We start from the raw sequence: 18,746 nt of genomic DNA, 5'->3' as shown, positions 1-18,746 counted from the left end.
ACGAGCACGAAGGATTATATCCATGCATATTCTTGACAAGGTCGATGCAGCACAGCTGCGTTCCGACATCCCAGATTTCCGCCCAGGCGATACCCTCGACGTTCACGTCAAGGTCATCGAGGGCACCAAGTCCCGTATCCAGGTGTTCCGCGGCGTTGTTATCCGTCGTCAGAACTCCGGTATCCGCGAGACCTTCACCATCCGCAAGGTGTCCTTCGGCATCGGCGTGGAGCGTACTTTCCCAGTGCACTCCCCAAACATCGATCACATCGATGTTCTGTCCCGCGGCAAGGTTCGTCGCGCGAAGCTGTACTACCTGCGCAACCTGCGCGGCAAGGCAGCCAAGATCAAGGAAAAGCGCTAAGCTTCCCCTTCTTCTCACTAGCCCCCATCGTCACCACCTCGCGTGGTTGCGGTTGGGGGTTTTGTGTTGGGCTCATCGTGGGACGTGGGGCGGAGTATGGCGTCGGAGAAAAAGAACACCGCACGTCAACCGCTACACAGACACGGACAGCACGTGACTCACCAGAGGTGACAGTTCCCGCTGGTACGCTGTCACCTTGTGACTGAACAGCGTGCTCAAGATTCCGATCCGACCGGCCAACAGGCCGCTACCGGTGCCGCCATGGCCCGCAAGAAGGAAAAGAAGGAAAAGAAGACCTACCCGTGGTGGGTAGAAATGCCGATCATCATCGTGGTGACGCTGCTGCTCCTCGGTGCGTTCAACACGTTTGTTGGGCGCTTGTACCTGATTCCCTCTGAGTCCATGGAGCAAACCCTGCATGGCTGCAACGGCTGTACTCCAGACCGCATCTTCGTCAACAAGCTTGCTTACGGAGACGACGAAAGCCCCGAGCCGGGCGACGTGATTGTCTTTGAAGGACCCGATTCGTGGAACGGCAGCTACGTCTCCACCCGTAACTCCAATAAGGTCATCCGCGGCATCCAGAACGCGGGTACCTTCATCGGCCTGGTCGCGCCGGACGTGAACACGCTGGTAAAGCGAGTGATCGCCACCGGTGGGCAGACGGTGCATTGCCAGGAGGGGGACAAGGGCATCATGGTGGACGGCAAGCTGCTCAATGAGCCGTACATCAATGACCCTCCGGCCTTCCCCATTGCTTCTCCGACGGGCTCAGAGGCTTGCGGTGGAGAGTACTTCGGCCCCGTGACCGTGCCGGACGATCACCTGTGGATGATGGGCGATAACCGCACCAACTCGCTGGATTCCCGCGGACACATGGGCGATGAGCTGCAGGGCACGGTGCCAGTCAGCAACGTGGTGGGACGCGTGGAGGCGATCGTGCTGCCCGTCAGTCGCATTGGCCGCGTGGAATCCGTGGACAACCAGGCTGCTTAAGCGCTGAATTTTTAAGCCGAACCCGTGTTATCTACTGAACACCCAGCCACCTCGGCGCGCCCGCAGGTCCGTGAGATGTCGCATGCACGCACTCTGGAGCACGCGTTAGACGTGGCGGGCTTGGGGCCCGTGGCGGGAGTGGATGAAGCCGGGCGTGGCGCATGCTGTGGGCCGATCACCATGGCGGCCTGCATTCTTCCGTCGGGCCCGATTCCGGAGTTGGATGCCTTGACGGACTCGAAGAAGCTCTCGCCGAAAAAGCGTGATCAGCTGTTCGGGGTTATTCAAGACAAGGCCGTGGCGTGGTCCGTGATCCACGTGACCGCCGCAGAGATTGATCGGCGAGGCATTCAGCCCGCCAACGTGGATGGCATGCGACGCGCGGTGGCCGTGCTCGATGTCAATCCCGGCTACGTACTGACCGATGCGGTGAAAGTGCCGGGGCTGATGCAACCGCACTTGCCGATGCTCAAAGGTGATCAGCTCTCGCGGTGTATCAGTGCCGCGAGTGTGCTGGCCAAAGTCTCGCGGGACCGGCTGATGGTGGAGATGGACGCGGAATTCCCGGGCTATGGACTGGCAGGGCACAAGGGATATGGCACTGTGGATCACATGCGCGCGGTGAGTCTCCACGGCGGAACCCCGCATCACCGTTACACTTACAAAAATGTGGCGGCGGCTCGTGCTGAGTACGAGCAGCAGCGCACGTAAAGCCTGATTGAGCTGCGGGACACGCCTGGGCGTGGACTGTGGCGCGCGATTTTCTTGGAAGGTGTGGAGGCTCAAGTGAGCGCTGAAGAGCTAGACGACTACGAGGCAAACGTCGAGCTGTCCATGTACCGCGAATACCGCGACGTGGTTAGCCAGTTTTCCTATGTGGTGGAGACCGAACGCCGTTTCTACCTGGCTAATGCCGTGGAGCTGATTCCGCGTAATTCTGGCGGCGAGGTCTACTACGAGGTTCGCATGTCCGATGCGTGGGTCTGGGACATGTACCGTCCCGCCCGCTTCGTGCGCTACGTCCGCGTGATCACGTACAAGGACGTCAACATTGAGGAGCTGGACAAGCCGGAGCTGCAGCTTCCGGAGAACTAGCGTTCTTTTTCTTTTCTTCCACAGGCCAGGGGTTGTCCACAACCTCCTGGTCTTTTGTTGTTTTCGTTCCCTTTTTCCCGACGCCAAACTCCTGCCCGTAGTGCACCGTAGCCTGCATGACAACGAGACACCTGGGCAATGCAGGCGAGGATATGGCCGTGGCCTATCTGACAACCTTGGGCTGGACAATCCTGGAGAGAAACTACACGTGCCGCTATGGGGAACTGGACATAGTGGCACTACCAGATAATCAGCGAGCCGACGTGCTTGCGTTTATCGAGGTGAAATACCGGGCCCGAACGTTTTTCGGCACTGGGCTGGAAGCGGTGACTGTGACGAAGCAGCGGAAGGTCTCGTTGGCAGCCACGCACTGGATGTCTGAGCGCAGGAAGCAGCTTGATGCGGCGGGTGCTCATAGGCCGCACGTGCGCTTCGACGTCATGGATATCGGTCCTGCTGGCGTGCGCGATCACGTGATGGGGGCGTGGTGAACCATGGGTGTGGGATACGCGTGGGCTATGGCATTGGAAGGTTTGGAGGGACTGGCGGTACGAGTCGAGTGCGACTTGGGAATGGGCTTGCCGGGCATCAGCGTGATCGGCATGGGGGATGCGGCGGTGGTGCAGGCACGGGATCGCGTGCGGGCTGCGCTGAATAACTCTGGTTTGCAGTGGCCGGGGCAAAAGGTGGTGATGAGCTTATCTCCCGCGGGAGTGCCCAAGCACGGTGCTCGGTATGACTTGGCGATGGTCTGTGCGATGTTGGCTGCGCGAACCACTAGGGCAGGGATGCAGGAGAGGCTCAAGAGCGCTGTGCTGGTGGGCGAGCTTGGTCTGGACGGAAGGCTGCGTCCTGTCTCTGGTGTGCTTCCCAGCGCGGTGGCTGCCAGCAGGCGAGGATTCCGCTGCATGGTTGTGCCGGAAGCCAATTATGCCGAGGCGGCACACGTGGCAGAGCTTGTCCAGGATGTGCGGATCTGGGTGGCGGGTGCACTCGTTGACGTGGTGCGCTGGATGCGCTCAGGGGAGGGACTGATGGAGGCGCGGGAGTTCGCGCAACTGATGGGTCAGGATGCAAACAGTCAGGGTGTTGGCGGACAGGGCACTGACAGACAGGGCGCTGAGGGAATGCACGCGCAAGAGCCAAATAGGAGCGCGAGCAGCTGGAGAGGACACACTGATGACGCACCGGACATGGCCGACGTCGCCTCTCAACCGGAAGCTCGTCGCGCACTGGAAGTGGCCGCAGCCGGGCGGCATAACCTCATGTTGTTGGGCCCTCCGGGAACGGGAAAGTCGATGCTCGCTCAGCGCCTTCCGGGAATCTTGCCGGAGTTGACCACCCACGAGTTGTTGGAAAGCGCTGCGCTGCACTCCATCGCCGGAGGCAACAGCCAGATGCACCAGATCTTCTTGGGCAGGCGCCCTTTTATCGCCCCTCACCACACAGTCACTCAGGCAGGATTAATTGGGGGTGGTGCACGCCCCAAACCCGGCGCGGTGAGCTTGGCTCATCACGGAGTGCTGTTCCTCGACGAAATCCCAGAAGTGGCGCGAGCAGTGGTGGATACCCTCCGCGTACCGATGGAGACCCAGTATGTGGAGCTGACCCGGCAGCAAAGAACGTGGAAGTTTCCCGCGAAGTTCCAATTAGTGTGTGCGGCCAATCCGTGTCCGTGTGGAGCGGAGTTCGACACACAGTGCACCTGCGCCTCGGGGATTCGTGCGCGCTATCAATCGAAACTCTCCGGTCCGCTGCGGGATCGAATCGACATCTTCGCGCGAACCCGAAGTAACAAGCTGGCGTCTCTCCGCCCCGGTGGGGAGGAGAGTTCTGCCTCAGTGAGGCAGCGCGTGGTGGAGGCAGATGGACGGGCGCGAGCGCGATGGGCAGGCGTCGATAAGGAAGGAACCTACAAGCACGCCGTCAACGCGAACATTCCGGGAAAGGTCATGCGCAGGGATGCGCCGGCGGAGGACGAGGGCATGTGGGCGCTCCAGGATCTTCTGCGGCGAGGAACGCTTTCGCAGCGCGGAGTGGATAGAGCGCTGCGGGTCAGTTGGACGCTGGCGGATTTGCACGGCAAGACGCGCCCGGGGGCAGCGGAGATTCTCGATGCAGTGGAGATGTACAGCGATGACTCTGAGTGAACATCAGCGCACCGAACTCGCGTGGATCTACCTGCGACACGTGGTGGAAGGCAGTAGGCGGGATGTGCTCGATCTTCTGTGGCCGGACGGGTGGGAACTGAGACGGATGAATCAAACCCCAGGAGATGCCATTCGGGTGGCGGGGATGATTTTGCGCCGGGATGAAGCTCTGCCGGAGTCTTTGCTTAACGCGACAGCGCACCGCTATGACTTTGACCCACGTGCTACCCAGGAGCGGAGCAAGCGGATGGGGATGCGCTTGCTGGCCTCGGACTCGGAAGAATGGCCCACGGAATTCACGGATGCCTTCGTGAGGATGATGGGAACCGGGGCAGATAAAGACGCGGGAGTCAGGGGACAAGCTGAGGCGCCGTTTGCCGTGTGGGTGCGCGGGGAGGCGAGCCTGGCGGAACTGGTGAAGCATTCCATCACCGTGGTGGGCACGCGCGCGGCCACTCGCTATGGGCGCGCTGTTGCCTACCAGTTCTCCACGGAGCTGAGTATGCAGGGCTACACCATGGTCTCTGGAGGGGCAGATGGGATAGATAAGCAAGCGCACATGGCCGCGCTGGAGGCGGGAAGCCACACGGTGGCAGTCATGGCCTGTGGGGCGGATGTCAGTTACCCCGCGAAAAACCATGAGCTTTTTACTCGCATGGTGAATTCCGGTTCGTTGATCGTCAGTGAGTACGCGCCGGGAACGAGTGCCGCTCGTCACCGGTTTCTTACGCGCAACCGCCTAGCGGCAGCCCTGGGAAAGGGCACAGTCATGGTGGAGGCACCTGTGCGCTCGGGGGCTATCAACACCATGAACTGGGCCGAATCAATGCTCAAGCCCACGCTTGCGGTTCCAGGCCCAGTGGACACAGCGGCGAGCCAAGGCACGTTGTTGCGTATCCAAGAGGGCAGAGCGCAGATGGCAATAACATCCCAAGACATCCTGGACGCGGTGGAACCGCTTGGCAAGCAACTGGAGTTGGATGTCTGTACTTCCGGTGGAAGCGAGAATAATCGGGGCGAAGGGAGAGGGGCCGAAGGTGGTTTTGATCAGCGAGGAACCGGACCGAAGTTGAGTTGGCAAGAAACCGCAGTGTTCGACGCCGCGGGAATCGAGAACGATGACAGCGGCAGTATGACCGAGATTCAGCGAGACACGGGTTTAGACGGGGTGCTGGTGATGAAGTTGGTCAGAGACCTAGAGGCAGGGGGACTTTTGCGAAGAATGGGAGATCGGTGGGTCAAAGTTCGTGACTAGGCGCGAGGCCGGTCTATCATTGGCCACATGAGTCCCACTGGTAACTCCGGTAGCCCAGCGGAGGAGAAACGAAGCCGAGTCGACCCGAACTCGCCGCTGGGACAAGCAATGCGGGACTACGAAGAACACCTGCAGCTGGTGCTAGGGCGCTCGGACAACACCATTCGCGCCTATCACCAAGATCTATCGACGGCTCTTGAGGGCAAGACTCAGATCTCCGAGCTGACCCTCGAGCACGCCCGTGACGTGCTGGGATGGGCAGTGGAAAGCGAAGCCAGCCGCGCGAGCATCGCCCGCATGGTCTCCTCACTGAAGGGGTTCGGCGGATTCTTGGCACACCGCGAACTGGTGGAGGCCAATCCTGTTTCCTCGCTCAAGGCACCGAAACCGCAGCGCCATCTTCCACGCGTACTGCGGGTGGACCAGGCTAAAGAACTGCTGGATGCTGCTCGGGAACGTGCGAAATCCGAAGCCAACGAGGCGGAAGATGCGAAGAATTCCCGCCAGAAAGCGCTCGCCATTCGTGACTGGGCGATCCTCGAAATGCTCTATGCCACAGGTATTCGCGTCGGCGAACTAGTCAGCGCAGACGTGGCCGACGTTGACCTGAACAACCGCTACCTCCGCGTGACCGGTAAGGGCAACAAGACTCGCGTGGTGCCCTTTGGCTCCCAAGTGATTCAGGCGCTATCGGCGTGGATGGACGCGCGCCCGGAGTTGCTCACTACGGGCGGTCCAGCATTGTTCCTCGGCTCGAGGGGTGGCCGTATCGACCAACGCCAAGTACGCAGTCTGGTCCAGCGCGTCACTTCTGAGGCCAGTGGTCCCACGCTTTCCCCGCACGGCTTCCGCCACTCCACGGCCACTGCAGTGCTGGAAGGTGGGGCGGATCTGCGTTCCGTGCAAGAGCTTCTCGGACACTCCAGCATGGCCACGACCCAGATCTACACCCACGTGGGAACCGAAAGACTGCAGGCCGTCTTCCGCCAAGCTCACCCCCGCAGTGGAGCAGACGACTAGCCCTCGCCCCCTCACCGCTCGTCCGGGTACAGCCGCACATGGGGAGTGCCCAGCAACGTCATCGGGTCAATATAGCGCTCGTCTATCTTCGCGCCCCAAGAAAGCCCAGGAGACTTTCGCGCATGCTGTCCAAGTAGGGAAGCGTCCGCCACAGTGCCGATCTGTTCGCCTCGACGCACCGCCTGACCTTTGCGAACGGTGGCGGTAACTGGCTGATAGGTGGTACGAAGTCCGTCAGAATGCAGAACCGAAATCGTCGGCGTTCCCACCACGACCCCCGCGTAGTAGACGGTTCCTCCTCGTGAGGCCAGCACCGCGTCGCCTGGGTTGGCCTTTAAGTCGACGCCACGGTGGCCCCGATTCCAGTTCTGGTCTGGAATCTCCGCGGGAAGCAGAACTGCGTCAGTTGGATCACTCGAGGGGGCGTGCGCGATGGGGAGACGATGAGTTGCAGAGATCGTAGGCGCGTCCGAGGCTGGAATCGGGTGTGGTGGGGGAGCTTGTGCGGCATCCACAGTGGTGTTGAAGCAGGTCAGAAAGGTGATCAGTGTGAGTGTGGTGAGGAAAGCGCAGAAGCGAACGGCCATGCGGTGCGTTACGGTGAGCGTGCCGGAGGGGTGAGAGTTCATGAGACAAATGTGACGTCGGAAAAGATGAAGAACAACCACCCACTCCGCCAGCCTGAGGATAACGAACTTTATCCACAGACACGCTGCTCAACGAAGTTGTTGAGTAAGCGGCAAACGGGGTAGAGTTGTGCGCAGCAGTGTGCCAAGACTTGGCTACAACAAACTGAAAAACGAGCGGGACGTATTACCGCTCGCCAAGCCGGACATGCTGACTACGCGTAGACGCAATACGACCTCACATTATGGTTCAACCACTACGGTCCTCACTTCACGTGGGGCACAGGTTGGACACGGCCTTGAGGATGTCTGCCAGGACGTCGCACAAACCTCAACCACAACCGGATGAGCGTGAGTGAGGCGAAGAAACCGTAAGAACCCTAGACTTTTGAAAGCGAGGAAGGGGCAGCACTTCAAACAGAAGCGCTGATACAGCGAGACTGCCCCTGTAACACCATGGCTGTTGTTACTATGCGCGAGCTGCTCGATGCCGGTGTCCACTTCGGTCACCAGACCCGCCGTTGGAACCCGAAAATGAAGCGATTCATTTTCACCGACCGCAACGGCATCTACATCATCGACTTGCAGCAAACCCTGACCTACATCGACGAAGCATACGAATTCGTCAAGGAGACCGTTGCCCACGGCGGCAACGTGCTCTACGTGGGCACCAAGAAGCAGGCACAGGAAGCCGTTCAGGTTGAGGCTGACCGCGTGGGCATGCCTTACGTTAACCACCGCTGGTTGGGTGGCATGCTCACCAACTTCCAGACCGTGGCAAAGCGCCTGCACCGCCTCAAGGAGCTCCAGGCAATGGACGCTGCAGAGGACGGCTACCAGGGTCGCACCAAGAAGGAAATCCTGATGCTGACCCGCGAGCGCAACAAGCTCGAGCGCGTTCTGGGTGGCATCTCCGACATGACCAAGGTGCCTTCCGCACTGTGGATCGTGGACACCAACAAGGAGCACATCGCGGTTGCTGAGGCTCACAAGCTCAACATCCCCGTGGTGGCAATCCTGGACACCAACTGTGACCCAGACGTGGTTGACTTCCCAATCCCGGGCAACGACGATGCCATCCGCTCCGCAAACCTGCTGACCTCCGTCATTTCCTCCGCAGTAGAGGCTGGCCGCGCGGCTCGCGCCGAGCGCCAGGAAGCTGCAGCTAAGGAAGCAGCGGGCGATGCAGACAACGCTGACAAGACCGAGGCTCCAGCAGCTGAGTCCACCGAGGCTCCTGCCTCCGAGGCACCAGCAGCAGAAGCTTCTGAGGACAAGTCCGCAGAGTAGGCCCAACGTTCGCCCACCCCGTATGGAACGCCGTCACGGTATCCAACGGGCGTGGGCGATCGTCTTCACTTAGGCTGTTGTTCAAACGGCCACTTAGACCTTTCCACCAATAAGGAGGAACGCCACACATGGCGAACTACACCGCAGCAGACGTTAAGAAGCTCCGCGAAATCACCGGCTCCGGCATGATGGACTGCAAGAAGGCACTCGAAGAAGCTACCGGCGACTTCGACAAGGCCATCGAGATCCTGCGCATCAAGGGTGCCAAGGACGTGGGCAAGCGTGCTGAGCGCTCCGCTTCCGAGGGCCTGATCGCTGTTTCCGGAAACACCATGATCGAGGTCAACGCAGAGACCGACTTCGTGGCAAAGAACTCCGAGTTCATCGACTTCGCTAACAAGGTTGCTGAAGCTGCTGCTGCTGCAAAGGCAAACTCCCGTGAGGAGCTGGAGAACGTTGACGTTGACGGCCAGACCGCCAACGATGCACTCCAGCAGCTGTCCGCCAAGATCGGCGAGAAGCTGGAACTCAAGCGCGCCGTCACCATCGAGGGCGACAACGTTGCTGTGTACCTGCACCACCGTTCCGCTGACCTGCCTCCAGCAGTTGGCGTTCTGGTTGCTTACACCGGCGATGACGCCGAGGCTGCACGCGCCGCCGCAATGCAGGTTGCTGCACTGAAGGCTCGCTACCTGAGCATCGAGGACGTCCCAGAGGAGATCGTTGCCAAGGAGCGCGAGATCGCTGAAGCCACCGCTCGCGAAGAGGGCAAGCCAGAAAAGGCACTGCCAAACATCGTTGAGGGTCGCGTCAAGGGCTTCTTCAAGGATGCTGTTCTGCTGGAGCAGCCTTCCGTGACCGAGTCCAAGAAGACCGTCAAGCAGGTAGCCGAGGAAGCTGGCATCCAGCTGACCGGTTTCCAGCGCTTCGAGGTTGGACAGGCCTAATTGAGCGCATAGCTCACACCACTGCCCGCCTTCTCCGGTGGGCAGTAGGCAAGCCGGCGAGACAACGCACTGTTGTTCTCGCCGGCTTTGCCCATGTTTGGGTGGCTACTTCGCACATCCACAGGTGCCCACGGTAGGCTAGGCAACCGGATAAAGACCTCAGATATGCGCAGCAACTCTGATATTCATATTGCTCTTGCTCAACCACTCTCACACCTAGGAGACATCCGCGTGACAAGCACCAATGACCGCACTGCGTACAAGCGAGTAATGCTCAAGCTGGGTGGTGAGATGTTCGGCGGCGGAAACGTGGGCATCGATCCTGACGTGGTGCAGAATGTCGCGCGACAGATCGCTGAAGTTTCTAAGACTGGCGTGGAAGTGGCGGTGGTCATCGGCGGCGGAAACTTCTTCCGCGGCGCACAGCTGCAGCAGCGCGGTCTGGACCGTTCCCGCTCGGATTACATGGGCATGCTCGGCACCGTAATGAACTGCCTGGCGCTCCAGGACTTCCTCGAGCAGGAAGGTGTGGATTGTCGTGTGCAGACCGCCATCCAGATGACTCAGGTGGCGGAGCCTTACTTGCCGCTGCGTGCGGACCGTCACCTGGAAAAGGGCCGCGTGGTCATCTTCGGTGCTGGCATGGGAATGCCGTACTTCTCCACGGACACCACCGCAGCACAGCGCGCTCTGGAGATCGGCTGCGACGTGTTGCTGATGGCCAAGGGTGTAGACGGCGTGTACTCCGATGATCCCCGCACCAACCCAGATGCAGAACTATTCCGCGAGATCACCCCGCGCGAGGTCATCGAGAAGGGCCTGAAGGTGGCGGATGCCACGGCCTTCTCCCTATGCATGGACAACAACATGCCAATCCTGGTGTTCAACTTGCTGACCGAAGGCAACATCGCCCGCGCAGTATCCGGCGAGCGCATCGGCACGCTGGTGGAGTCCTAAACTGCCCACGGCACGCCTTCACAACCACCCTCGAGCTCAACTGGTAGATTCATACACATGATTGATGACGTTTTGCTCGAGTCCGAAGAGCGCATGTCCAACTCCGTGGAACACGCTCGCGAGGATATGACCACGATCCGCACCGGTCGTGCCAACCCCGCAATGTTCAACGGTGTTCACGCGGAGTACTACGGGTCCATGACCCCTATTACCCAGATGGCCACCATCAGCGTTCCCGAGCCCCGCATGCTGCTGATTAAGCCATACGAGGCATCTTCCATGGGCCTGATCGAAAACGCCATCCGCAATTCGGATCTGGGCGTCAACCCCACCAACGACGGCCAAGTTTTGCGCGTTACCATCCCGCAGCTGACGGAAGAGCGTCGTCGTGACCTGACCAAGCTGGCTAAGTCCAAGGGCGAGGACGGCAAGATCGCCATCCGTAACATCCGCCGCAAGGGCATGGAGCAGCTGGCCAAGATCCAAAAGGACGGCGAAGCTGGCGAAGACGAAGTCAAGGCTGCCGAAAAGGAGCTAGACAAGGTCACCCAGACGTACGTCGCCCACGTTGATTACTTGGTTGAACACAAGGAAAAGGAGCTAATGGAGGTCTAATCCCCATGGGAGCTCCGAAACCGAAAAACGGTGCTGGTCGTGACCTCAAGCAGGCGATCGGCGTGGGCGTGCTACTCGGTGCGCTGGTGCTGCTCTGCCTGCAATCACCGTTGTTGTGGTACCCGCTGGTAGCCACAGCGATTGGCCTGGCCACCTATGAGGTCTGGCGCAGGCTGTATGAAGCGGGCTATGTGCTCCCGCTAGTGACGCTGGTGCTGGGTAGCCAGCTGATGGTCTATCTCTCTTGGCCTTTCGGAACCACGGGCTTGGTGGCAGGCTTTGCGCTCAGCGTCCTACTGCTGATGATCACCCGACTTTTCCACCACGGTCGCAAGTCTCCTCCGCACAATTACGTGCGAGATACTGCCGTGGGAATTTTCATTCTAACCTGGATCCCGTTGTTCGGTGCCTTCGCCGCGATGCTCTCCCGTATGCAGAATGACGAGGTCGCGGGATCATCCTTTATCTTCACGTTCATGTTGAGCGTGGTCGCCTCTGATATCGGCGGCTATGTCTTCGGCGTGTTCTTTGGCACGCACGCTATGGCGCCAGCTGTGAGTCCAAAGAAATCTTGGGAAGGTTTTGCCGGTTCGGTGATATTCTCCACTGCCGCGGGCATCGCCTCAGTGGTCTTCCTTCTGGGCGGTCCGTTCTGGGTCGGCATCCTCTTGGGCGTGGGCTTGGCGGCATGTGCCACCCTCGGAGACTTGGTGGAGTCTCAGTTCAAGCGAGATTTGGGTATCAAGGACATGTCCGGGATGCTCCCCGGCCACGGCGGCTTGATGGATCGTATGGACGGCCTGCTACCGGCGGCGATGATCACCTGGGTGGTTCTCAACATGCTCAGCGCCGTGTAACAGTCGCTTTAGTTGTGGGGGATTAGCGGTTGGTGTGAGTGACTTGGCGTCGGAGTTGAATGATCCGCACGCCACCCACCAGCGCCATGATGAGGGCGCCGGCAATCGCGGCGATCAACATGCCCGCACCAATGGGGAAGGTCATCTCCCAAGCGAACAGCTGCAGCTGGACGTTCTCCTGGTTTTGCATGATGAACACCAGCAGCAGGATCAGCAGAATGGCGCCCACGATCAGCGCAACCCACGTGCTGCCCGCGAAAGACCTCTTGACCTGTGGCTTTTGTTGCGAATCGGTAGTCTGGTCCAGCGTGGAGTTGGTGAAGTCCTCGTTATTTGTCGACGCCACCTCTCGGGATCCCGCGTCCGTCCCCGGGGTGTAGGGCTGGGTGCCGTTGGGCTCATAGGTTGGGTCTTGATTAGTCATGGATTCAATTTAACGTGAAGTGGGCTGCATGCGCTACTACGCAAAATGGGTAAAATGCCATTAACGTGCAATAATGGCTGGCATTATGGCTACACCAGTGCAACTGAACTTCACCGCGCCCCGACGAGGCATGCCGCCGACGCACATGGCGGATCTAACTCGGGAGAAGCTGCAAACCACGATTCAGGATCTTGGCCTGCCAAAATTCCGGGCGGATCAGATTGCGCGCCAGTACTACGGGCGCCTGCAGGGTGACCCGCGGGAGATGACGGACCTGCCGGAATCCAAACGCGAGGCAGTCAGCGAGGCCTTGTTCCCGCAGTTGATGGCTCCGCTGAAGGACACGGAGGCCGATGACGGAGAGACCCGAAAGACGTTGTGGCGCTTGCACGATGGCACGCTGCTGGAGTCCGTGCTCATGCGTTACCCGGGTCGCGCCACGCTGTGCATTTCTTCACAGGCTGGCTGCGGTATGGCATGCCCATTCTGCGCCACTGGGCAGGGCGGGCTAGACCGCAACCTTTCTACCGGCGAGATGGTGGAGCAGGTTCGTTTGGCTGCGGCAACGATGCGAGATGGGGAAGTGTCCGGCGAAGAGGGCCGGTTGTCCAACATCGTGTTCATGGGTATGGGCGAGCCACTGGCCAACTACAAGCGCGTGGTGGAAACCATCCGCAAGATCACCAACCCCGCACCGGAAGGATTCGGGATTTCCCAGCGCAACGTGACTGTCTCCACCGTGGGGCTGGCTCCGGCGATTCGGAAGTTGGCGGATGAGGAGATGTCCGTGCGTCTCGCTGTGTCTCTGCACACCCCGGATGACGAGTTGCGCGATGAGCTAGTGCCGGTGAACAACCGCTGGTCCGTGGAGGAGGTGCTGGATGCTGCCCGTTACTACGCGGAGAAGTCCGGCCGTCGTGTCTCCATCGAATACGCGCTGATCCGCGATATTAACGACCAGGCATGGCGTGCGGAATTGTTGGGCAAGAAGCTGCATGGAGCATTGGGCTCCAAGGTGCACGTGAATGTGATTCCGCTGAACCCCACTCCGGGCAGCAAGTGGGACGCTTCCCCTAAGGAGCGCCAGGACGAGTTCGTGCGTCGCGTCATCGAGCAGGGCGTGCCGTGTACCGTCCGCGATACCAAGGGTCAAGAGATCGCTGCAGCCTGCGGACAGTTGGCAGCTGAAGAGCGCTAATTTGCGTATATGCTCAGCGTATGTTGAGTGCTATTTCCGCAATTCCGGCGCACCCACTTCTTGTCCACTTGCCTGTGGTCGGAATTCCGGCCGCGGCGTTGCTCGCGAGCATCGCAGTATTTTTGCAATCGCCCCGCTTCGGGCGCTTCCGAGTGGCCACCACCGCGGTGGCCACTATTGCTCTCATCCCCAACTTCCCGGCCCGTATGTCTGGCGAGGAACTGTTGGCCTCCAAGGGCTTCACGGAGGAGGATCCAGGTCCCGTCGTCGAGCACGCTCAGTTCGCCGATTACTCGCTGGCTGCGATCATCGCGCTGGTAGTGCTGTTGGGTCTATTCACCGTTGTGTTGAATCGACGCAAGGCTCAGGGCTCTAGTGCTCTGAGCGGGATCCTTGGCGTGTGTATTCTTCTCTCGAGCATCGTGGCCATTGTGAGTACGGTGCTCACCGGCCACTAAGGTGCCTTGTTGGTGTGGAATGAAATGGTGCCCTGATAGATACAACAAAAAGCCCGTGACCATGAATATGGTCGCGGGCTTTTACCTGAGAAAGAGCAGCGGATTAACCCTCGGAGGTGCCGTCCATGTTCAGGGCGATGCGCTGCTCCTTGGACAGGTTGGCGTACACACCGGTCATCTTGATCTGCTCAGCGGTCCACTCTGGCTCCACGTGACCCAGTGGCTTGTTGTGAGAGGTAACGGTCTGGCGCTGAGTCAGCTTCGGCTGGAAGGTGACGATGGCAGTTCCGAGGAACACGATGACAGCCAGTGCGATCAGCCAGTAGTTTTCAACGTTGCCCTTGTGGTTGCCGAAGAGCATCATTAGCAGAAACAGCCCGCCGCAGACACCGGAGATGGCAACGGCGCGACGTGACAGCGCACTCCATCCCCAGGCTGCAGATGGCACGTCTTCAGTAGAGACGTTGTTGTAGATTTCGACCTTCTTAGCGTGGGAAGCCATCGAGTCCTCCAAGTGTTGTTCTCAAAACGAGCGACAAAGCGTCAGGGATGTGTAGTGCCTCATATGAATCTCAAGTTGGCGTTCACATGATTGACTACACAGGTATTTCTATCTGTTGTAGTTTCGCACATTTACCGACGAAAGTCGCCATCGCCACCCAATAGGGGTTAGGGTGTGTCAGCATCATTGGCAGGGGTTTCACAGCAGCCCCGTATCTCTGTGTCAATGCAAGCGTGGAAAGATGGTTCAGGTGAAAAAGCGCGTCGTCCTTCTTGGAAGCACAGGTTCTATCGGTACGCAGGCTCTGGAAGTCATTGCGGAAAATCCTGATCGGTTTGAGCTCATTGGTCTGGCTGCCAGAGGCAGCGATCCGGAGTTGATGGTCTCTCAGGCGCGGAAGTTTGCTCTTTCCGCAGGTCAGGTTGCTGTGGCCTCGGAGCGTAGCGCCGATATTTTGGATGCCGAGTTAGGTGGGCGCACCATCCGCGGCAACGATTCTGCTCGCCAATTGGTCCAAGCCGTTTCTGGCGATCTTTCCGAGGATGACGTGGTGCTCAACGCCCTTGTGGGTTCTTTAGGTCTCGACGCCACACTCGCCACCCTGTCCACTCCGGCCAAGCTCGCACTGGCGAACAAGGAGAGCTTGGTAGCGGGTGGGGAATTGGTGCTGCGCGCTGCTGACCCAGGCCAACTCATCCCTGTCGATTCCGAGCACTCCGCAATGGCGCAGTGCCTGCGTTCTGGCACGGAACAAGAAGTCGCCCGACTGCTGTTGACCGCCTCCGGAGGCCCATTCCGCGGATGGACACGCGAGCAGCTGGAGCCCGTGACCCCCAGCCAAGCGGCGGAGCACCCCACGTGGTCCATGGGGCAGATGAACACCCTGAATTCGGCGACGATGGTGAACAAGGGGCTGGAGCTCATTGAGGCTGCGCTGTTGTTTGGAATTCCTGCCGAGCGCATCGACGTGACGGTTCACCCGCAGTCCATCGTGCATTCCATGGTGACGTTTGTGGACGGCTCGACTATTGCTCAGGCCTCGCCGCCGTCGATGAAGCTGCCTATTGCCCTGGCTTTGGGTTGGCCAGAGCGCGTGCCGGAAGCTCAGCGCAGCTTAAATTTCTCGCAGGCATCGACGTGGGAGTTTGAGCCACTAGATGATGAGGTTTTCCCTGCCGTCGAACTTGCACGACGTGCGGTGACGATGGGCGGCACCATGCCCGCGGTCTACAACGCGGCCAACGAGGAGGCTGCGGTGGAGTTCCTCAACGGACGGCTGAGCTTCCCCCGCATCGTGGACACCATCGCGGCGGTCATGGAGGACTGCGCGGATTTGCAGGCCGTGCCAGAGACCGTCGAGGACGTGCTGGCGGCAGAGAAGCGGGCGCGCGCCCAGGCACATGAGAGGATGCGCGCATGGCTTTCTTAGTTGGTGTGGTGTTGTTTGCGCTGGGCATCGTGGTGTCCATTGCGCTGCACGAAGCAGGACATATGACCACGGCGCGCATGTTTGGAATGCGCGTGCGTCGGTACTTCATTGGTTTTGGCCCCACGCTGTGGTCCACCAGAAAGGGCCACACGGAGTACGGTTTCAAAGCCATTCCACTCGGTGGCTTCTGCGATATCGCGGGCATAACCAAGCTGGACGAGATGACCGAGGACGAGCGGCCGCACGCGATGTACGATCGGCCTGCCTACCAGCGCATCATCGTGATGCTGGGTGGCATCATCGTCAACATCGCTCTGGCGCTAGGGATTATCTACGGCGTGGCGCTGGCATGGGGCTTACCAGATACCAGCCAGGTGTTCACCCCGACTGTCAAGGCCACGCAGTGTGCCGCACCTGCACAAAACACTGACGGCACGTTGGCTACGTGCGAGGGGCCAGGGCCAGCGGAGCGCTCCGGCGTGCGCCCGGGGGACACCTTTGTTTCTGTCAACGGCGATCGCACCGAAACCTTCCCCGATTTCCAGAAGGCCATCACCAAGGTGGGGGACAACGCGGACGGTCAACCCGGTGAGGTGGTGACTGTGCCAGCCGTGGTCTCTCGGGACGGCAAGGACGTCAACTTAGACCTGCAGGTGGAGCTGGTGGAACGGCTCGCCACTTCAGGAAACACCATGGTGGTGGGCGCTGTTGGTGTGCAATCAGAAGTGCCACAAACCCAGCTGCTGAACTACAACCCGCTGACCGCTGTGGGCGGCACGCTGAAGTTCACCGGCGTGATGGTAGAGCAAACTTTCCACGGTCTGATCCAATTGCCACAGCGTTTCCCTGGTGTGGTGGAGTCCATCTTCGGTGGCAACCGCGAGGCCGATTCGCCCATGAGCGTGGTGGGTGCTTCTCGGCTCGGCGGAGAGCTGGTGGAGCTGAGCATGTGGCAGAGCTTCCTGATGGCGCTGGCCAGCCTCAACTTGTTCCTCGCTGCATTCAACTTGGTGCCACTGCCACCGCTGGATGGCGGGCACATCGCCGTGATCATGTTTGAAAAGATTCGAGACTTCTTCCGCAGGTTGCGAGGCCTCGAACCCGGCGGTCCGGCCGACTACACCAAGCTGCTGCCACTGACTTACGCGGCGACGCTGGTGCTGATGGTGTTTGGTTTCACGGTGATCGTGGCGGACATCGTCAACCCGATCAAGATGTTCTAACGCGAGGTAGGGATGTCCCTGTGGCACCTGTCCCGGGGACGGGTAAGGTGGACGCGGAATGCACGTAGTGTGCGAGAAGTATTCGTCAGCTGCAGCTTGACCTTGTGAGTGAAGGCTTAATACCAGGCTTATTCACCCGGTCAGGCACCGCCGCAGAAAGAGGTCAGTAGTCCACATGTCCGGAATTTCTCTCGGAATCCCCGACGGCCCGCCGCCCACCCTCGCGCCGCGCCGCAAGACTCGCCAGCTGATGGTCGGCGGTGTGGGAGTGGGCAGCGAGCACCCGATCAGCGTGCAGTCTATGACCACCACCAAGACCCACGATGTCAATGCCACGCTGCAGCAGATCGCGCAGCTCACGGCATCAGGTTGTGACATCGTCCGCGTGGCTTGCCCCAAGACAGTCGACGCTGAAGCACTGCCGATAATCGCGAAGAAGTCCCCGATCCCAGTGATTGCGGATATTCACTTCCAGCCGAAGTACATTTTCTCCGCAATCGATGCTGGCTGTGCCGCCGTGCGCGTCAATCCCGGCAACATCAAGGAATTCGATGGTCGCGTGAAGGAAGTGGCGAAGGCCGCAGGAGATGCGGGCATTCCCATCCGCATTGGCGTCAACGCTGGTTCCTTGGATAAGCGCATCATGGAGAAGTACGGCAAGGCCACTCCAGAGGCGCTGGTGGAATCCGCGCTGTGGGAGGCTTCGCTGTTCGAGGAGCATGGCTACGGCGATATCGCCATCTCGGTGAAGCACAATGACCCGGTGATCATGGTGGAGGCTTACCGCCAGTTGGCTGCGAAGTCCGATTACCCGCTTCACCTCGGCGTGACCGAGGCCGGCCCTGCATTCCAGGGCACCATCAAGTCCTCCGTGGCTTTCGGAGCACTGCTTGCCGAAGGCATCGGCGATACCATCCGCGTATCTCTGTCCGCTGATCCTGTGGAAGAGATCAAGGTGGGCGATCAGATTCTGCAGTCGCTGAACTTACGACCGCGCAAGCTGGAGATCGTGTCCTGTCCTTCCTGTGGCCGTGCCCAGGTGGATGTCTACACCTTGGCCGAGGAGGTCACAGCTGGCCTGGAAGGCATGGAGTTCCCGCTGCGTGTAGCCGTCATGGGCTGCGTGGTCAACGGACCTGGCGAGGCTCGCGACGCTGACTTGGGCGTGGCCTCAGGTAACGGCAAGGGCCAGATCTTTGTCAAGGGTGAGGTCGTCAAGACCGTTCCCGAGGATCAGATCGTGGAAACCCTCATCGAAGAGGCCATGCGCATTGCTGACGAGCAGGGCTTGGAGGCCATCGAGGGCGCCAAGGCTGAAGTTCGCGTCACCAAGTAGTTCC

21 protein-coding genes are annotated in these 18,746 nt (G+C 59.9%); 18 read left to right on the top strand and 3 right to left on the bottom strand.

Going from position 1 to position 18,746, the window contains the following annotated elements:
- The first annotated feature begins 22 nt into the window (after window positions 1-22).
- From rplS to CS919_RS00160, 8 genes are all read left to right on the top strand, one after another.
- A complete protein-coding gene (rplS, locus tag CS919_RS00195; protein WP_099297107.1) occupies window positions 23-364 on the top strand; it encodes a 50S ribosomal protein L19 in 342 nt (113 codons plus the stop codon).
- A gap of 261 nt (window positions 365-625) precedes the next feature.
- Window positions 626-1,360 (top strand): signal peptidase I, encoded by a 735-nt coding sequence (gene lepB, locus CS919_RS00190; protein WP_099297577.1) that lies wholly within the window; start codon window positions 626-628, stop codon window positions 1,358-1,360.
- Between the two features lie 75 nt (window positions 1,361-1,435).
- Entirely contained in the window at window positions 1,436-2,071 is a 636-nt protein-coding gene (locus tag CS919_RS00185) for a ribonuclease HII (protein WP_099297105.1), read from the top strand.
- A 75-nt stretch (window positions 2,072-2,146) separates the two neighbouring features.
- Window positions 2,147-2,455, top strand: a complete 309-nt coding sequence (locus tag CS919_RS00180) for a DUF2469 domain-containing protein (protein WP_099297575.1) — start codon at window positions 2,147-2,149, stop codon at window positions 2,453-2,455.
- 116 nt (window positions 2,456-2,571) lie between these two features.
- A complete protein-coding gene (locus CS919_RS00175) occupies window positions 2,572-2,946 on the top strand; it encodes a YraN family protein (protein ID WP_099297103.1) in 375 nt (124 codons plus the stop codon).
- A gap of 27 nt (window positions 2,947-2,973) precedes the next feature.
- Window positions 2,974-4,605 carry a YifB family Mg chelatase-like AAA ATPase gene (locus CS919_RS00170; protein WP_234990687.1) on the top strand — a complete coding sequence of 544 codons (1,632 nt, stop codon included), beginning with the start codon at window positions 2,974-2,976 and terminating at the stop codon, window positions 4,603-4,605.
- Window positions 4,592-5,860 carry a DNA-processing protein DprA gene (gene dprA / locus CS919_RS00165; RefSeq protein ID WP_099297099.1) on the top strand — a complete coding sequence of 423 codons (1,269 nt, stop codon included), beginning with the start codon at window positions 4,592-4,594 and terminating at the stop codon, window positions 5,858-5,860. Before CS919_RS00170 ends, dprA begins: the two co-directional genes overlap by 14 nt.
- A gap of 27 nt (window positions 5,861-5,887) precedes the next feature.
- Window positions 5,888-6,880: a tyrosine recombinase XerC gene (locus CS919_RS00160; protein ID WP_099297097.1), complete on the top strand. Its 993-nt coding sequence runs from the start codon at window positions 5,888-5,890 to the stop codon at window positions 6,878-6,880.
- 11 nt (window positions 6,881-6,891) lie between these two features.
- Here the strand turns inward: CS919_RS00160 and CS919_RS00155 are convergent, their stop codons facing one another.
- Window positions 6,892-7,509, bottom strand: coding sequence for a M23 family metallopeptidase (locus CS919_RS00155; RefSeq protein WP_228073686.1), 618 nt, complete (start codon window positions 7,507-7,509; stop codon window positions 6,892-6,894).
- 453 nt (window positions 7,510-7,962) lie between these two features.
- Here CS919_RS00155 and rpsB point away from each other — a divergent pair, with 453 nt between their 5' ends.
- The 5 genes from rpsB (at window position 7,963) to CS919_RS00130 (ending at window position 12,172) form a co-directional block, all read left to right on the top strand.
- Window positions 7,963-8,796, top strand: a complete 834-nt coding sequence (gene rpsB, locus CS919_RS00150; protein ID WP_099297095.1) for a 30S ribosomal protein S2 — start codon at window positions 7,963-7,965, stop codon at window positions 8,794-8,796.
- Window positions 8,797-8,924: 128 nt separating this feature from the next.
- Window positions 8,925-9,743 (top strand): translation elongation factor Ts, encoded by an 819-nt coding sequence (gene tsf / locus CS919_RS00145; protein WP_099297093.1) that lies wholly within the window; start codon window positions 8,925-8,927, stop codon window positions 9,741-9,743.
- Between the two features lie 270 nt (window positions 9,744-10,013).
- Window positions 10,014-10,700 (top strand): UMP kinase, encoded by a 687-nt coding sequence (gene pyrH / locus CS919_RS00140; protein ID WP_228073698.1) that lies wholly within the window; start codon window positions 10,014-10,016, stop codon window positions 10,698-10,700.
- A gap of 57 nt (window positions 10,701-10,757) precedes the next feature.
- On the top strand, window positions 10,758-11,315 hold the full coding sequence (frr, locus tag CS919_RS00135; RefSeq protein WP_099297089.1) for a ribosome recycling factor: 558 nt from the start codon (window positions 10,758-10,760) through the stop codon (window positions 11,313-11,315).
- Between the two features lie 5 nt (window positions 11,316-11,320).
- A complete protein-coding gene (locus CS919_RS00130; RefSeq protein ID WP_099297087.1) occupies window positions 11,321-12,172 on the top strand; it encodes a phosphatidate cytidylyltransferase in 852 nt (283 codons plus the stop codon).
- 22 nt (window positions 12,173-12,194) lie between these two features.
- Here the strand turns inward: CS919_RS00130 and CS919_RS00125 are convergent, their stop codons facing one another.
- A complete protein-coding gene (locus tag CS919_RS00125; protein WP_099297085.1) occupies window positions 12,195-12,596 on the bottom strand; it encodes a LapA family protein in 402 nt (133 codons plus the stop codon).
- Window positions 12,597-12,681: 85 nt separating this feature from the next.
- Here CS919_RS00125 and rlmN point away from each other — a divergent pair, with 85 nt between their 5' ends.
- Both rlmN and CS919_RS00115 read left to right on the top strand, forming a co-directional pair.
- Complete coding sequence (gene rlmN / locus CS919_RS00120; protein ID WP_099297571.1) at window positions 12,682-13,794, top strand: dual-specificity RNA methyltransferase RlmN; 1,113 nt, start codon at window positions 12,682-12,684, stop codon at window positions 13,792-13,794.
- A 20-nt stretch (window positions 13,795-13,814) separates the two neighbouring features.
- Window positions 13,815-14,252, top strand: coding sequence for a DUF2231 domain-containing protein (locus tag CS919_RS00115; RefSeq protein WP_099297083.1), 438 nt, complete (start codon window positions 13,815-13,817; stop codon window positions 14,250-14,252).
- Between the two features lie 103 nt (window positions 14,253-14,355).
- Here CS919_RS00115 and CS919_RS00110 read toward each other — a convergent pair whose 3' ends face one another.
- Window positions 14,356-14,754 carry a DUF2631 domain-containing protein gene (locus CS919_RS00110; protein WP_099297081.1) on the bottom strand — a complete coding sequence of 133 codons (399 nt, stop codon included), beginning with the start codon at window positions 14,752-14,754 and terminating at the stop codon, window positions 14,356-14,358.
- Between the two features lie 241 nt (window positions 14,755-14,995).
- Here CS919_RS00110 and dxr point away from each other — a divergent pair, with 241 nt between their 5' ends.
- The 3 genes from dxr to ispG all read left to right on the top strand — a co-directional run bounded on the left by dxr (window position 14,996) and on the right by ispG (window position 18,742).
- Window positions 14,996-16,183 (top strand): 1-deoxy-D-xylulose-5-phosphate reductoisomerase, encoded by a 1,188-nt coding sequence (gene dxr, locus CS919_RS00105; protein WP_099297079.1) that lies wholly within the window; start codon window positions 14,996-14,998, stop codon window positions 16,181-16,183.
- A complete protein-coding gene (locus CS919_RS00100) occupies window positions 16,171-17,406 on the top strand; it encodes a M50 family metallopeptidase (RefSeq protein ID WP_099297077.1) in 1,236 nt (411 codons plus the stop codon). Before dxr ends, CS919_RS00100 begins: the two co-directional genes overlap by 13 nt.
- Before the next feature lie 175 nt (window positions 17,407-17,581).
- Window positions 17,582-18,742 carry a flavodoxin-dependent (E)-4-hydroxy-3-methylbut-2-enyl-diphosphate synthase gene (gene ispG / locus CS919_RS00095; protein WP_099297075.1) on the top strand — a complete coding sequence of 387 codons (1,161 nt, stop codon included), beginning with the start codon at window positions 17,582-17,584 and terminating at the stop codon, window positions 18,740-18,742.
- Window positions 18,743-18,746: the final 4 nt, after the last annotated feature.

It is taken from the genome of Corynebacterium dentalis, assembly GCF_900232865.1.
Lineage (GTDB): Bacteria > Actinomycetota > Actinomycetes > Mycobacteriales > Mycobacteriaceae > Corynebacterium > Corynebacterium dentalis.
This window is presented reverse-complemented; position numbering and strand designations above follow the sequence as displayed.